This is a genomic window from Microbispora sp. ATCC PTA-5024, assembly GCF_000511135.2.
GTDB lineage: Bacteria > Actinomycetota > Actinomycetes > Streptosporangiales > Streptosporangiaceae > Microbispora > Microbispora corallina.
In genome coordinates this window covers 1,015,269-1,028,693 of record NZ_KI866524.1, presented here as the reverse complement: position 1 = coordinate 1,028,693, position 13,425 = coordinate 1,015,269, and the positions used below count along the sequence as shown (strand labels likewise).

The window sequence follows — 13,425 nt, the reverse complement described above, 5'->3', positions numbered from 1 at the left end:
GCATGGCCACCGGTGTGGTAGCCGACGCCCTGGCCGCCCGCAGTGGCCCCGGGCCCGGCCGCCGCCACGCGGCCGTACAGCCCGGACGCCACCACGACGTCGGGCCTGTGGGCGCCGGCTGGTTCCCCTCGCGAGAGCCGGACCGCCCGGGGGAGGTCGGCGCCCGGGGCCGGACGTAGACGCATGGTTCGCGCGTCCTCAGACGGACGGGACGCGGTGCGAGGCCGCCGGCGCTCCGGATCCGGCGGCCTCCGGGTCCGGAGAGACCGCACCGGTGCGGCCGGTAGGGGAATGACCTGCGGGTTCGCCGCTGTTCGTGACGAGACGGCGGGCCGTCGACGAGGCGGCTGCTACTCGACAGGGGGTACTCCATCATGACGACGACGGCCGATTCCATGCGGGCCCTGGTGCTGGAGGCGTACGGGCAGCCGTTGCGGCCCGCCGCTGTCACACGACCGGCGCCCGGTGCGGGCGAGGTGCTGGTCCGGGTCGGGGCGAGCGGCGTGAACCCGCTCGACATCAAGATCCGAAACGGCCAGGCGGCCCACGCCCGGGTGTCGCCGCCGGCGGTGCTCGGCATCGACGTCGCGGGCGTCGTGGAGGCCGTGGGCGCGGGCGTCACAGGCTTCGCGCCGGGCGACGAGGTGTACGGCATGACCGGAGGTGTGGGCGGCGTCCAGGGATCGCTCGCGGAGTTCGCCTCGGTGGACGCCCGGCTTCTCGCGCCCAAACCGGCCGCCCTGACCATGCGGGAGGCGGCGGCCCTGCCGCTGATCGTCATCACGGCCTGGGAGGGGCTCGTCGACCGGGCGCGGGTCCGGGCCGGACAGAAGGTGCTCGTCCATGGGGGAGCCGGCGGCGTGGGCCAGGCGGCCGTGCAGATCGCCCGCGCCCGAGGAGCCGAGGTGTACGCGACCGGCTCGGCCCGGAGCCTGGGGGCGATCGAGCGGCTCGGAGCCACCGCGATCGACTACGCCGCCACCCCCGTCGAGCGGTACGTCGCGGCGTACACGGACGGGGAGGGCTTCGACATCGTGGTCGACACGGTGGGAGGCGCGACGCTCGACGCCTCGTTCTCAGCCGTACGGACCTACGAGGGGCACGTCGTCAGCAGCCTGGGGTGGGGCGCGCACAGCCTCGCGCCGCTGTCGTTCCGCGGCGCCACGTACTCCGGCGTGTTCACCCTGCTGCCGCTGCTCACCGGCAGGGGCCGGGAGCACCACGGCGAGATCCTCAGGGAGGTGGCGGCGCTGGCCGACTCCGGCGCCCTGCGCCCGATCCTCGACCCCCGCCGCTTCACGCTCGAGACCGTGGAGGAGGCGCACAAGGCGGTGGCGAGCGGCGACGCCGCCGGCAAGGTCGTCGTCGAGGTCGTCCCGGCGATCACCTGAGCCGAACTCCTCGGGCGGACGCCTCTGGCGGGTCGCGCGGCGGAACCGCCCCGCCGGGCCCCGGGGGACACATAATGAAAGGCGATGAACACGGGGAGTGACGACGGGGTCGACGTCAGCGTGATAGTGCCGGCGTACAACTGCCGCGCGCACCTCGACCGGTGCCTCACCTCCCTGCTCGTGCAGCGGGTCAGCAAGCAGATCATCATCGTGGACGGCGGCTCGCCGGACGGCACGAGGGCGCTCCTCGATCTCTACGCGGCCCACCACCCCCGGCTGATCACGGTGGTCCGCGAGCCGCACCCGAGCACGCCGGGCGCCGCCCGCAACCGGGGCCTCGACCTCGCGACCGGCCGCTACGCCTTCTTCTGCGACGCCGACGACCACCTCGGCCACGACGCCTTATGGCGGATGGTGGCCGCGGGCGACCGCAACGAGTCCGACGTCGTCCTCGGCCGGGTCGTCGGCGACCCCGAGCGCGTCCCGGCGTCCGTCTACCGGGAGAGCGCCGAACGCGTGCCGTTACGCGGCAGCCGGGTCTACGACGACCTGTCCTGCTTCAAGCTCTTCCGCCGCTCGACCCTGCTGCGGCACGGCATCCGGTTCGACGAGGGCCTTCGCCTGGGCGCCGACATGGCCTTCGCGGTCCACGCCTACTGCCATGCCCGGATCATCTCCGTCGTGGCTGACCACGACTGCTACCACGTCAGCCGCCGCCGTGACGGCGACGCCCTCCCCGGGCCGCCGGCCGGCCGCGATCCGCTCGCCTGGCTGCGCACGGTCCGCGTCCCCATCGAGCTCATGGCCCGCCACGTGCCGGCGGGCCCGCTGCGCGACCACCTGCTCCTGCGCCACTTCCGCCGGGACGTCTTCCCCCAGCTCGGCGCGCCCTTCCTCGCGGCGGGGGAGGCCGACCGGGAGAAGATCGCGGTCGAGGTTGCCGACATCTGCGCCCAGTGGCTCACCGCCGGCGTGCGCGACCTCCTGGAGGCCGCCGACCGCGCCCGCGCCGCGTCGCTCGACGACCTCGGCCACCTCGTACGGCTGGCCCGCGTCGGGACGGCGACGCTGCGCCACCGCCTGACCGGGCTGGAGTGGGACGGCGACCGGCTCACGATCTCTGGAAGTGTCTCGCTCGCCGGGATGCGCGGCGAGCCGGGGCTGGTGCTGCGGGAACGGACGTCCCGGGAGGAGCGCACACCCCCGGTGACCCGGGTGGCCGACCTGTTCAGCGGCACGGTCGAGGCGTCCGCGCTCCCGCCCGGCGTCTGGGACGTCCACGCGGCCGTCGACTGCGAGGGCGCCCGCCGGCTGGTGCCCCTCGGCCCGGCCAGGGACGCGTCCGTCGCGGTCCCCGATCCGCGCTTCACGGGCGGTGTGGTCGTGGTGCCCTTCCTCACCCGGACGGGCGGCCACCTCGGGATCGACGTGGGCGGCCACGCGGTCCGGGTGCCCGGCGCCGTACGGCTCACCGCGACGGCCTGGCGCGGCAGACGGCTGCGGATCGAGGGGGAGGTCCGGGTCGGCCGGGCCCCGGCGGCCTCCGCCGTACGGCATCTCGTGTGGCGGGAGCGCGTGTCGGGCGAGGAGCGGCGGGAGGCGGTCGAGGTCGCCGGGCCGCAGGGGTTCGCCGCGGAGACGGGCGGCTTCCGCCCCGGGACCTGGGACGCCTACTTGGAGCTGGACGTGGGCGGCCCGCCCGCCCGGTTCCCCGTGAAGGTCGGCGGCCCTGACGCGCTCGACCGCCCGCTGCGCTGGTGGCGGGGGCCCGTGCAGTGGACGGCGCGGCCGTACGCGACGGCCGTGAACCGCAGGCTGAGCGTGTCGGTGCGGTTGGCGACGCCGCTCACCGTCGTGCGGCGCACGCTGCGCGCCCTGCGGCGCGGCTGAGCCGCCCCCGAGCCCGCCAAGCCGAGCCTGCCAAGCAGAGCCACTCCCGGCCCGCCAAGCCGAGCCGCCTCCGAGCCTGCCAAGCAGAGCCACTCCCGGCCCGCCAAGCCGAGCCGCCCCCGGCTCAGCGCCCTTCGCTCGCCCGGCGTGATCCGCAAGTAAAGTGGGCCTGGCTGAGGAGGTTCACCGATGAAGCTGCGGCTCGCGCGCCAATCGCTCTCCAATGCCGTCGTCGTGGCCGTCGAGGGCGAGCTCGACCTCTTCACGGCGCCGTTCCTGCGGGACGAGGTGCGTGAGGCCATCAAGAGCGACGGGCCCACGCTCGTGCTCGACCTGGCCGCCCTGTCGTTCATGGACTCCAGCGGCCTCAGCGTGCTCATCGAGGCGTGGCGGCTGGCCACCAGCCAGGGCGGGGTCGTGTGCCTGGCGTCGCCGCAGCCCCCGGTCGCCCGCATCCTGAAGACCACCGGGCTCGACCGGCGCATCAAGGTCTATCCCGATGTCGATACCGCGATTTTGCGTCACCCCGAGTAGAACTTCATTCGGTTGGCGCGTTAAGGTCCCGCTATGGATCTGAACGGAGCAGCAGCAATCATCTCGGGCGGCGCCAGCGGCCTCGGCGAGGCGACGGCCCGCGAGCTGGCCCGCATCGGCGCGACCGTGGTCATCGCCGACCTCAACGCCGAGCGCGGCAAGGCGCTGGCCGACGAGCTCGGCGGCGTGTTCGCGCAGACCGACGTGTCCGACGAGGGCTCGGTCCAGGCCGCCGTGGACGCCGCGGTCGCCACCGGCAGGCCGTTGCGGGCCGTGGTCAACAGCGCGGGCATCGGCTGGGCCTCCCGGACCGTGGGCCGCGACGGCTCGCCGCACGACCTCGCGTCGTACCGCAAGGTGATCGACGTCAACCTGATCGGCACGTTCAACCTCATGCGCATCGGCGCGGCGGCCATGGCGAAGACCGAGCCGGCCGACGCCGACGGCGCCCGCGGCGTGGTGATCAACACGGCCTCGGTCGCCGGCATCGAGGGCCAGACCGGTCAGGTGGCCTACTCCGCCTCCAAGGGCGGCATCATCGGCATGACCCTGCCCGCGGCCCGCGACCTGGCCGCGATCGGCGTGCGGGTGCTGACCATCGCCCCCGGCATCATCGACACCCCGATCTACGGGAGCGGGCCGGAGGCCGAGGCGTTCAAGGCCAAGCTGTACGCGCCGGTGCCGTTCCCCAAGCGCATGGGCCGGGCGTCGGAGTTCGCCCACCTCGTACGCTCGCTCGTCGAGAACGACTACATGAACGGCGAGGTCATCCGCTTCGACGGCGGCATCCGCTTCCAGCCCAAGTGACCGCAGGGGAGATCAGGTGTCCGACGCTGCCGAGGCGGAAGAAGTACTCGTAGAGGTGGACGGCGGGGTCGCCGTCATCACGATCAACCGGCCCAGGGCCAGGAACGCCGTGAACGGCGCCGTGGCGCGCGGCATCGCCGCCGCCCTGGACGACCTGGACGAGCGGAGCGACGTGTCCGCCATCGTCCTCACAGGGGCGGGCGGCACGTTCTCCGCCGGCATGGACCTCAAGGGCTTCCTCACGGGCGACCTGCCCGTGGTGGAGGGCCGGGGGTTCGGCGGGCTCGTCGAGGCGCCGCCGCGCAAGCCGCTGCTCGCCGCCGTCGAGGGGTACGCGCTCGCCGGCGGGTTCGAGCTGGCCCTCGCGTGCGACATCGTCGTCGCGTCGGAGGAGGCCAGATTCGGCCTGCCGGAGCCCAAGCGCGGCCTGGTCGCGGGTGCCGGCGGCGTGATGCGGCTGCCGCGCCGCATCCCGTACCACGTCGCGATGGAGATCGCGCTGACCGGCGACCACTACCCGGCGTCCCGGCTGTACGAGCTGGGGCTCGTCAACCGGGTCACCCCCGCGGGCGGCGCGCTGGAGGGCGCCCTCGGGCTGGCCCGGACGATCGCCGCGAACGCGCCGCTGGCGCTGGCCGCCACCAAGCGCGTGATGATCGAGTCGGCCGACTGGTCGCGGGACGAGATGTTCAGGAAGCAGGGCGAGATCGTCAACCCGGTGTTCGGCTCCAAGGACGCCATGGAGGGCGCCGCCGCCTTCGCCGAGAAGCGGGCGCCCGTCTGGAAGGGCGAGTGACGCCTCCGCTGGAGGACGACGCCCGGGGCTCGCGAGTCCCGGGCGTTTCCATACATAAGCCTGTGCTTACGGGGCAGATCGCTCGTTCGTGAGCGGGACTGCGTACCGTAAGGCCATGAGTGATTCCGGGACCGGACTTCCTCCATCCGGCCGGTCGATGAAGGACCGTACAGCGAGGCTCGTCAGCGGCGCCCTCGGCAGCGCGATCCTCATGATCGCCCTCGTGGGTGTCATGTGGGCGGTCGAGGTGGTCGACTACGTCGAGGACGGCCGGCTCGACCGGTACGGCATCGTGGCTCACGAGCCGGATGGACTGACCGGAATCGTCTTCGCCCCGTTCCTGCACGCGGGGTTCGGCCATCTCATGGCCAACTCGGTGCCGCTGCTGATCCTGGGCTTCGTGGCGGCGATCCGGGGGATCGGCCGGTTCCTCGCCGCGAGCCTCGTGATCATCGTGGTGAGCGGGCTGGGCGTGTGGTTCACCAGCCCGCCGAACACGCTGACAATCGGCGCAAGCGGCCTCGTGTTCGGATATTTCGGCTTTGTCGTGGCCCGGGGGCTCTTCGACCGCCGGGCCCTCGACATCGTCCTCGGCGTCGTCGTCGCCGTGCTGTACTACTCGATCCTGTGGGGCGCCCTGCCGTCCCAGCCGGGCATCTCCTGGCAGGGCCACCTCTTCGGGCTGATCGGCGGTGTCCTCGCCGCCTGGCTGCTGCGCCGCCGCGCCTCCTGACGGGCGCGGCGGCGGACCGCGGCGGACGGCGGTGCCTAGAGCCGCTCGACCACGTGATCGACGCAGGCGGTCAGCGCCTCGATGTCGGCCGGGTCGATCGCGGGGAACATCGCGATGCGCAGCTGGTTGCGGCCGAGCTTGCGGTACGGCTCGGTGTCCACGATGCCGTTGGCCCGCAGCACCTTGGCCACGGCCGCGGCGTCGACCGAGTCGTCGAAGTCGATCGTCCCGACGACGTTGGAGCGCTGCGCGGGGTCGGCCACGAACGGGGTCGTGTACGACGTCTTCTCCGCCCAGGTGTAGAGCCGGGAGGCCGAGTCGGCCGACCGGGCCGTGGTCCAGGCGAGGCCGCCCTGGGAGTTCATCCAGTCGATCTGGTCGGCCAGCAGGAACAGCGTGGCGACGGCCGGCGTGTTGTAGGTCTGGTCCTTCGACGAGTTGTCGATGGCGGTCGGCAGGCTGAAGAACTCGGGTACGAAGCGCCCGCTCGCCTCGATCTCCGACACCCGGTCGAGGGCCTTGGGCGAGAACAGCGCGATCCACAGGCCGCCGTCCGAGGCGAAGCTCTTCTGCGGGGCGAAGTAGTAGACGTCGAACTGCTCGGCCGACACGGGCAGGCCGCCCGCGCCGCTGGTCGCGTCGACGAGGACGAGCGACTCGTCGTCCACGACGCGCTCGATGGGCATGGCGACGCCGGTCGAGGTCTCGTTGTGGGTGAGCGCGTAGACGTCCACGCCCTCCTCGGCGCGGGCCCGGGGGTGGCTGCCGACCTCCGACTTGATCACGGTGGGCTCGGCCAGCCAGGGGGCCTTGGCGGCCACCGCGGCGAACTTCGAGGAGAACTCGCCGAAGTGGAGGTGCTGCGACTTCTCCCGGATGAGCCCGAAGGAGGCGATGTCCCAGAAGGCCGTCGTGCCGCCGTTGCCGAGGACGACCTGATACCCCTCGGGGAGGGAGAAGAGCTCGGCGAGGCCCGCGCGGACCCGGCCGACCAGGTTCTTCACGGGCTTCTGGCGGTGGGACGTGCCCATGACGCTCGCTCCGGCCTCGGCGAGAGCGGCGAGCTGCTCGGGACGTACCTTCGAGGGCCCGCAGCCGAAGCGGCCGTCGGCGGGCTTGATGTCAGCGGGAATCACGATGTCAGCCACGTGGTCCAGCGTAGTGAGCCCGGGCCGTGGTCCCGACGCGGGTCCGGATTCTGAGACCCACGTCTCACCGCGTCATCGCGGCATGCCGGACGCCGGACCCTGAAAAGGACATGTCACCGGCACGCGAAGGGCCCGCGGTCGTGGGGACCGCGGGCCCTCTCGGGGCGGTTCAGATCCTGCCGACGACCTCGGTGGCGCCGGGGACCTCGCTGATCGAGCGCTGCTTCGGGCCCACATAGTCGGCGCTGGGGCGGACCAGCCTGCCCGTGCGCTTCTGCTCCAGGATGTGGGCGGCCCACCCGGCCGTGCGGGCGCAGGTGAACATCGAGGTGAACATGTGCGAGGGAACCTCGGCGAAGTCGAGGATCACCGCGGCCCAGTACTCCACGTTGGTCGCCAGGACGCGGTCCGGCTTGCGGGCGTGCAGCTCCTCCAGCGCGGCGGTCTCCAGCGCGGCGGCGACCTCGTAGCGCGGCGCGCCCAGCTCCTTCGCCGTACGGCGAAGGACGCGGGCCCGCGGGTCCTCCGCGCGGTAGACGCGGTGGCCGAAGCCCATGAGCCGCTGGCCCTTGTCGAGCTCGCTCTGGACGTACTTGCGGGCGTCGCCCATCTGCTCGACGCCCTCGATCATGTGCAGGACGCGGGCCGGGGCGCCGCCGTGCAGCGGGCCGGACATCGCGCCCACCGCGCCCGACAGGGCGGCGGCCACGTCGGCGCCGGTGGAGGCGATGACGCGGGCGGTGAACGTGGAGGCGTTCATGCCGTGCTCGGCCGCCGAGGTCCAGTAGGCGTCGATGGCCTTGACATGGCGCGGGTCGGGCTCGCCACGCCAGCGGATCATGAAGCGCTCGACGATGCTCTCGGCCTCGTCGACCCGCTTCTGCGGGACCATGGGCAGGCCGAGGCCGCGGGCCGACTGCGCCACGAACGACAGCGCGGTGACCGAGGCGCGGGCGAGGTCGTCGCGGGCCTGGTCGTCGTCGATGTCGAGCAGCGGGCGGAAGCCGAAGGCGGGCGCCAGCATGGCCAGCGCACTCTGCACGTCTACGCGGATGTCGCCGGAATGGACGGGAACGGGGTACGGCTCCGCCGGGGGAAGACCCGGCTGGAACGTGTTGTCGACGAGCAGGCCCCAGACATGTCCATAGGAGACGTTGCCCACGAGCTCTTCGATGTCGACGCCCCGGTACCGCAGGGCGCCCCCTTCTTTGTCCGGTTCCGCGATCTCGGTCTCGAACGCGACCACGCCTTCGAGCCCGGGTTTGAAGTCGGACATTCTCGGCCGCCTCCCTCTCTTGTGAAGTCCAGAGCCTTGATGTCGAGATACCGGCGGGTCAATTTAACCCTCAGCGTGGCACTGTTGTGCCCCCGGCCCTCCCCCACGCCGTTCTCCCTGGTAGGGGGTAACGCGCGGGACATCAACCGAGCGCGCAAGAATACCGTTCCGTGGACAGCGCTTCGCAACTCCCCGGGCTCCGCCACAGTTACGAGGGCGAGCCCCTGCTCGAGTCCGGCATGGCCGACGACCCGGTGGAGCAGTTCGCCGTCTGGTTCGGCGACGCGGTGGCCGCGGGCCTGCCGGAACCCAACGCGATGATCGTGGCCACCAGCTCCGCGGGCGGCCGCCCCTCCGCCCGCACCGTCCTCCTCAAGGGCTTCGACGAGCGCGGGTTCGTCTTCTTCACCAACTACGAGTCTCGCAAGGGCCGCGACCTCGCCGAGAACCCGCGTGCCTGTCTGCTGTTCCCCTGGCATCCGATCCGGCGCCAGGTCCGCGTCGAGGGCCGGGTGGTCCGGCTCCCGCGTGAGGACAGCGCCGCCTACTTCCATTCCCGCCCGTACGGCTCCCGCATCGGGGCGTGGGCCTCCCGCCAGTCGGCCGTGGTCGCCTCGCGGGAGGAGCTCGACAGGAGGTACGAGGAGCTCACCAGGCGCTGGCCGCAGGACCCGCCGCTGCCGGACTTCTGGGGAGGCTTCCGGGTCATGCCGTCCGAGGTCGAGTTCTGGCAGGGGCAGACCGACCGCATGCACGACCGGCTGCGCTACCGCCTGACGGGAGGCTCCTGGGTGCGCGAGCGGCTCGCGCCCTGAGACCGGCGGCCCCGGGGCCGCCGCGCGTGCGCACGTCACCGGTCAGGGCAGCGCCGCGGCGACCCGGATGTCCGCCAGGAAGCCGTCGTAGGCCGCGTCCCTGTCCGGTGCGCGCAGGATGGCGGACGGGTGGATGGTCGCCACGTAGTACGCGCCGTCGCGGCGGGGGACCGGCTCCCCCCGGTGCCGGGTGACCCGGAAGGACGGCCCGAGCAGCGCCCGGGCGGCCGTGGCGCCCAGCACCACCGTCACGAGCGGGTCCACCAGCCGCATCTCGGCCTCCAGCCAGGGGCGGCAGGCGTCGATCTCGGCCGCGTTCGGCTTCTGGTGGATGCGCCGCTTGCCGCGTGGCTCGAACTTGAAGTGCTTGACCGCGTTCGTCACGTAGACCCTTTCGCGGTCGATCCCCGCCTCTTCGAGCGCCTTGTCCAGCATGCGACCGGCCGGGCCGACGAACGGGGCGCCCCGCCGGTCCTCCTGGTCGCCGGGCTGCTCGCCCACGAGCATGAAGGTGGCGTCGGGGACGCCGTCGCCGAACACGGTCTGGGTGGCGTTCCGGTAGAGGTCGCACCCCTCGCAGTGCCGGGCGGCCTCACGGAGCGCGGGCAGGCTGACCTCGCCAGGAAGGAATCGTTCGGCTCCGATGTTTCCCATCCTGGGTCGCTTCCCCAATAAGGTCACCTGCGAACGCGGGGGAGGTCGTAGCATCGATTTACAAGGACTGGAGGAGCCTTGACCGCACACGGCCTGATCGATACGACGGAGATGTATCTCCGTACGATCTTCGAACTCGAAGAGGAAGGCATCGTGCCTCTGCGCGCCCGCATCGCGGAGCGCCTGCAGCAGAGCGGTCCGACGGTCAGCCAGACGGTGGCCCGTATGGAGCGCGACGGCCTCGTCAAGGTGCAGGGGGACAGGCATCTCAGCATGACCGAGCGCGGCCGCACCCTGGCCATCCGCGTCATGCGCAAGCACCGCCTGGCGGAGTGCCTTCTCACCCAGGTCATCGGCATGCCGTGGGAAGAGGTCCACATCGAGGCGTGCCGGTGGGAGCACGTGATGTCGGAGTCGGTGGAGAGCCGGCTCGTGAACCTTCTCGACAATCCCCGGTTCTGCCCGCACGGCAACCCGATTCCCGGTCTTGACGAGCTCGGGGTGGCGCAGTCCGGATTCTCCGCAGATGAGATGGTGTCTCCCATGGCGAACCTCGCCGGTGCGGCGGAGACCCCGGTTGTAGTGCGCCGAATCAGCGAACAAGTGCAAAGCGACCCCGCCGTGATGCTTAAACTCAAGCAAGTTGGGATACAACCCGGACGCGAGGTGACGCTCGCGGCGAGCGACGACGGTGTGCGGGTGACGGGTGATGGTGAGGCGGGCAGCACGGCCGTGGATCTTCCGCGCGACGTCGCCGCTCACGTTTTCGTCACCAGACGATGACGGAAAGAGTTGTGCCTGGTTGAATCCCATAGGGAGTCCCTCATTTCTCGCGACCCAGCCCTTGCAGGAGCGCCCGTGCCCGGCATAGCGAAAGCACCCCGTCGAGGGGTGGTCGTGGGATGAGACGCTGGGGAGACCTGTCACAGGACACCGACGACCACCTCACCGCCGGCTCCGTCCTCGATCACGCCGAGATGGCCGTGGTCGTCACCGACCGCTTCAGCAACGTCCTCTACTGGAACCCGTTCGCCGAGCAGCTGTTCGGCCGGGTCGGCGCTCCCACCGGCAAGGAGTCCCTGCTCTCGCTGGGGATCATGGAGAAGGACCACCCCCTCGCCGTCGACCTCGCCAAGCACGTGCTGCGGGGCGGGGTGTGGGAGGGCACCTTCGACGTGGTCCGCGGCGACGGCACGATGATCTACGTGCGCGCCCAGGCCGTCCCGCTGCGCCACCCGTCCGGCTCCGTCACCGGCATCGTGATCACCGCCCGCGAGGCGATGCGCAGCAACGAGCGCGAGAAGGACCGCTTCGGCCTGCTTGAGCGCATCGGCGAGCGGCTCGCCGGCTCGCTGTACGTCGAGGAGACCCTCAACCGCGTCGCCGAGATGCTGGTCCCCCAGTTCGCCGACCACTGCTTCATCGAGCTCGTCGAGGGCGACCGGCTGATCCGCAAGGTGTCGACGCACGTCCACGGCTGGACGCCGCCGCCGGACAGCTGGCAGCCGGTGGGCGGCGAGATCAGGTACCCGCCCGGCCACTACGCCGACACCGCCATCCGCCGCCAGGAGACGATCCTCGTCGAGGACTTCTCGCAGGTCAGCTATCCCGCTCCGAGCGAGGGCGCGGCCCGGGTGTGCGGGGAGATCGGGATGACCTCGGCGATCGTCGCGCCGCTGTGCGTGCGCGGGGAGACGCTCGGGCTGATGTACCTCGGCATGTCCAACCTGACCGACCGGCGCTCGCCCCACTACGACACCTTCGACCGCGACTTCGTGGGCGCCATCGCGACCCGGGTCGCGCTCGCCGTCGACAACGCGCTGCTCTTCGAGGAGGAGCGCCACACGGCCGAGTCGTTCCAGAAGAACCTGCTCCCGCGTCAGCCGCTGCCCTCGCTCGACGGCCTGGAGATCGCCGTCCGCTACTACCCGGCCGCGCCGCTCGCCTCCCACGGGCAGGGCATCCAGACCCAGGTCGGCGGCGACTGGTACGACGTGATCCCGCTGTCGGCCGGCCGCGTCGGCATCGTGATCGGGGACGTCGAGGGCCGCGGGGCCAAGGCGGCGGCGGTCATGGGCCAGCTCAGGGCCGCGTTGCGGGCCTTCGCCCAGGACGACAAGCCGCCGGCCGACATCCTCGCCCGCCTGGACGAGTGGACCAGGATCGTCGCCGCGCCGGAACACGACGACTTCGGCGCCGACATCACCAACCCGCCGATCGTCACCTGCCAGTACATGGTGTACGACGCGTGGTCGCGCCAGCTGTCGTTCGCCAACGCCGGTCACGCCCCGCCGCTGCTGATCGTCGACGGCAACGTGACGGAGCTCGACATCACCGAGGTCGGCCAGCCCCTCGGGGTGCGCGCCAAGGGCGTCCACGCCGACCTGGTCTACAAGGAGGAGACGCGGACGCTGCCGCCCGGCGCGACGCTGCTCCTCTACACCGACGGCCTGGTCGACCGGCGGCCGCCGCGCGACGCCGAGGGCGCCCCGCCCAGCGACGACGAGACGCTCGGGGTGCTGTTCGAGAAGCTCGCCAAGGTCTCCAACGAGCCCGTCGAGCGGATCGCCGACATGGCGACCGTCGCCGTCCCCGGCGAGATCGACGACGACATGGCGATCCTCGTGGTCAGGTCCGCCGGCAGCGAGCTGGAGGTCGAGGAGCGCACGTTCCCGGCGCAGCCGATCATGGTGAGCGAGGCGCGCCGCATGGCGGCGGAGGCGTTCGCCGCCTGGCAGGTCCCCGAGGAGCGTGCCGAGCTGGCCTGCCTGCTGGTCTCCGAGGTCGTGACCAACGTGGTCCTGCACGCGGCGAGCGCCAGCGTCCCCCGGCGGGAGCTGGTCTTCGACGGCCCGCCGCTGCCGTTCGACGAGTCGTGGGACGTGCCGGGGTTCGAAGAGGAGATCGCCGGCGACAAGGAGTTCATGCTCCGGCTGCGCCGCGGCGGGGAGTCCATCTGGGTCGAGGTCTTCGACCAGGACCTGCGGCTGCCCCGCATCCGCAGCGCGGGCGAGAACGACGAGGGCGGCCGCGGCCTCTACCTGGTCGACCAGCTGGCCCGGCGCTGGGGCTCGCGGCCGACGCGCGAGGGCAAGGCCGTCTGGTTCGAGATCCCCATCGGCGGCCGCTGACCGCCGGGTCGTTCCTCCGGCCAAGGCCGCAGCGGCCGAGGCCGCAGCGGGCGAGAAGGCGGCGGCGGTCTCCCGCACGCCCGCGCCGGTCCCGGACGGCGTGGAGCGCCGGCGTGCCGACCTGACCGGCCCCGGACGGCGTGGAGCACCGGCGAGCCGACCTGCCCCCCCGGCGGCACGGCGGCCGGGGCGTGTGCGGGTCGTGTGCGGTCGTGTCCATGGGCGCGGACGCTGGCCGGTGCGGCCGTTC

The 13,425-nt window shown here is 72.2% G+C and carries 12 protein-coding genes; 9 read left to right on the top strand and 3 right to left on the bottom strand.

The features are described 5' to 3' along the window. The first annotated feature begins 374 nt into the window (after window positions 1-374). The 6 genes from MPTA5024_RS25295 to MPTA5024_RS25270 all read left to right on the top strand — a co-directional run bounded on the left by MPTA5024_RS25295 (window position 375) and on the right by MPTA5024_RS25270 (window position 6,151). On the top strand, window positions 375-1,391 hold the full coding sequence (locus MPTA5024_RS25295) for a zinc-dependent alcohol dehydrogenase family protein (protein ID WP_036328622.1): 1,017 nt from the start codon (window positions 375-377) through the stop codon (window positions 1,389-1,391). An 84-nt stretch (window positions 1,392-1,475) separates the two neighbouring features. Further along, window positions 1,476-3,281, top strand: coding sequence for a glycosyltransferase family 2 protein (locus MPTA5024_RS25290; protein WP_051458618.1), 1,806 nt, complete (start codon window positions 1,476-1,478; stop codon window positions 3,279-3,281). Between the two features lie 189 nt (window positions 3,282-3,470). After that, a complete protein-coding gene (locus MPTA5024_RS25285; RefSeq protein WP_036328620.1) occupies window positions 3,471-3,815 on the top strand; it encodes an STAS domain-containing protein in 345 nt (114 codons plus the stop codon). Between the two features lie 33 nt (window positions 3,816-3,848). Then, window positions 3,849-4,622, top strand: coding sequence for an SDR family NAD(P)-dependent oxidoreductase (locus MPTA5024_RS25280; RefSeq protein ID WP_036328618.1), 774 nt, complete (start codon window positions 3,849-3,851; stop codon window positions 4,620-4,622). A 16-nt stretch (window positions 4,623-4,638) separates the two neighbouring features. Further along, window positions 4,639-5,418, top strand: coding sequence for a crotonase/enoyl-CoA hydratase family protein (locus MPTA5024_RS25275; RefSeq protein ID WP_036328616.1), 780 nt, complete (start codon window positions 4,639-4,641; stop codon window positions 5,416-5,418). A gap of 157 nt (window positions 5,419-5,575) precedes the next feature. Next, window positions 5,576-6,151, top strand: a complete 576-nt coding sequence (locus MPTA5024_RS25270; RefSeq protein ID WP_157099703.1) for a rhomboid family intramembrane serine protease — start codon at window positions 5,576-5,578, stop codon at window positions 6,149-6,151. A gap of 35 nt (window positions 6,152-6,186) precedes the next feature. Here the strand turns inward: MPTA5024_RS25270 and serC are convergent, their stop codons facing one another. Both serC and MPTA5024_RS25260 read right to left on the bottom strand, forming a co-directional pair. Next, window positions 6,187-7,299 carry a phosphoserine transaminase gene (gene serC / locus MPTA5024_RS25265; protein ID WP_036328611.1) on the bottom strand — a complete coding sequence of 371 codons (1,113 nt, stop codon included), beginning with the start codon at window positions 7,297-7,299 and terminating at the stop codon, window positions 6,187-6,189. A gap of 169 nt (window positions 7,300-7,468) precedes the next feature. Further along, the gene (locus tag MPTA5024_RS25260) at window positions 7,469-8,575 is read right to left on the bottom strand and encodes a citrate synthase 2 (protein WP_036328610.1); all 1,107 of its coding nucleotides are present in this window, start codon (window positions 8,573-8,575) and stop codon (window positions 7,469-7,471) included. Between the two features lie 170 nt (window positions 8,576-8,745). Between MPTA5024_RS25260 and pdxH the strand changes: the two genes are divergently transcribed. Next, entirely contained in the window at window positions 8,746-9,390 is a 645-nt protein-coding gene (gene pdxH, locus MPTA5024_RS25255; RefSeq protein ID WP_036328608.1) for a pyridoxamine 5'-phosphate oxidase, read from the top strand. Window positions 9,391-9,432: 42 nt separating this feature from the next. Here the strand turns inward: pdxH and MPTA5024_RS25250 are convergent, their stop codons facing one another. After that, window positions 9,433-10,044, bottom strand: coding sequence for a UdgX family uracil-DNA binding protein (locus tag MPTA5024_RS25250; protein ID WP_036328606.1), 612 nt, complete (start codon window positions 10,042-10,044; stop codon window positions 9,433-9,435). A 78-nt stretch (window positions 10,045-10,122) separates the two neighbouring features. Here MPTA5024_RS25250 and MPTA5024_RS25245 point away from each other — a divergent pair, with 78 nt between their 5' ends. Both MPTA5024_RS25245 and MPTA5024_RS25240 read left to right on the top strand, forming a co-directional pair. Beyond that, the gene (locus MPTA5024_RS25245; protein ID WP_036328604.1) at window positions 10,123-10,827 is read left to right on the top strand and encodes a metal-dependent transcriptional regulator; all 705 of its coding nucleotides are present in this window, start codon (window positions 10,123-10,125) and stop codon (window positions 10,825-10,827) included. A 119-nt stretch (window positions 10,828-10,946) separates the two neighbouring features. Next, window positions 10,947-13,175 (top strand): ATP-binding SpoIIE family protein phosphatase, encoded by a 2,229-nt coding sequence (locus tag MPTA5024_RS25240; protein ID WP_036328601.1) that lies wholly within the window; start codon window positions 10,947-10,949, stop codon window positions 13,173-13,175. The last annotated feature ends 250 nt before the right edge of the window (window positions 13,176-13,425 follow it).

Excerpts from the sequence above, each read along its gene's own strand:
- MPTA5024_RS25295 (WP_036328622.1), top strand. The coding sequence starts at position 375 with ATGACGACGACGGCCGATTCCATGCGGGCCCTGGTGCTGGAGGCGTAC.
- MPTA5024_RS25290 (WP_051458618.1), top strand. The coding sequence starts at position 1,476 with ATGAACACGGGGAGTGACGACGGGGTCGACGTCAGCGTGATAGTGCCG.
- MPTA5024_RS25285 (WP_036328620.1), top strand. The coding sequence starts at position 3,471 with ATGAAGCTGCGGCTCGCGCGCCAATCGCTCTCCAATGCCGTCGTCGTG.
- MPTA5024_RS25280 (WP_036328618.1), top strand. The coding sequence starts at position 3,849 with ATGGATCTGAACGGAGCAGCAGCAATCATCTCGGGCGGCGCCAGCGGC.
- MPTA5024_RS25270 (WP_157099703.1), top strand. The coding sequence starts at position 5,576 with ATGAAGGACCGTACAGCGAGGCTCGTCAGCGGCGCCCTCGGCAGCGCG.
- MPTA5024_RS25260 (WP_036328610.1), bottom strand. The coding sequence starts at position 8,575 with ATGTCCGACTTCAAACCCGGGCTCGAAGGCGTGGTCGCGTTCGAGACC.
- MPTA5024_RS25250 (WP_036328606.1), bottom strand. The coding sequence starts at position 10,044 with ATGGGAAACATCGGAGCCGAACGATTCCTTCCTGGCGAGGTCAGCCTG.
- MPTA5024_RS25240 (WP_036328601.1), top strand. The coding sequence starts at position 10,947 with ATGAGACGCTGGGGAGACCTGTCACAGGACACCGACGACCACCTCACC.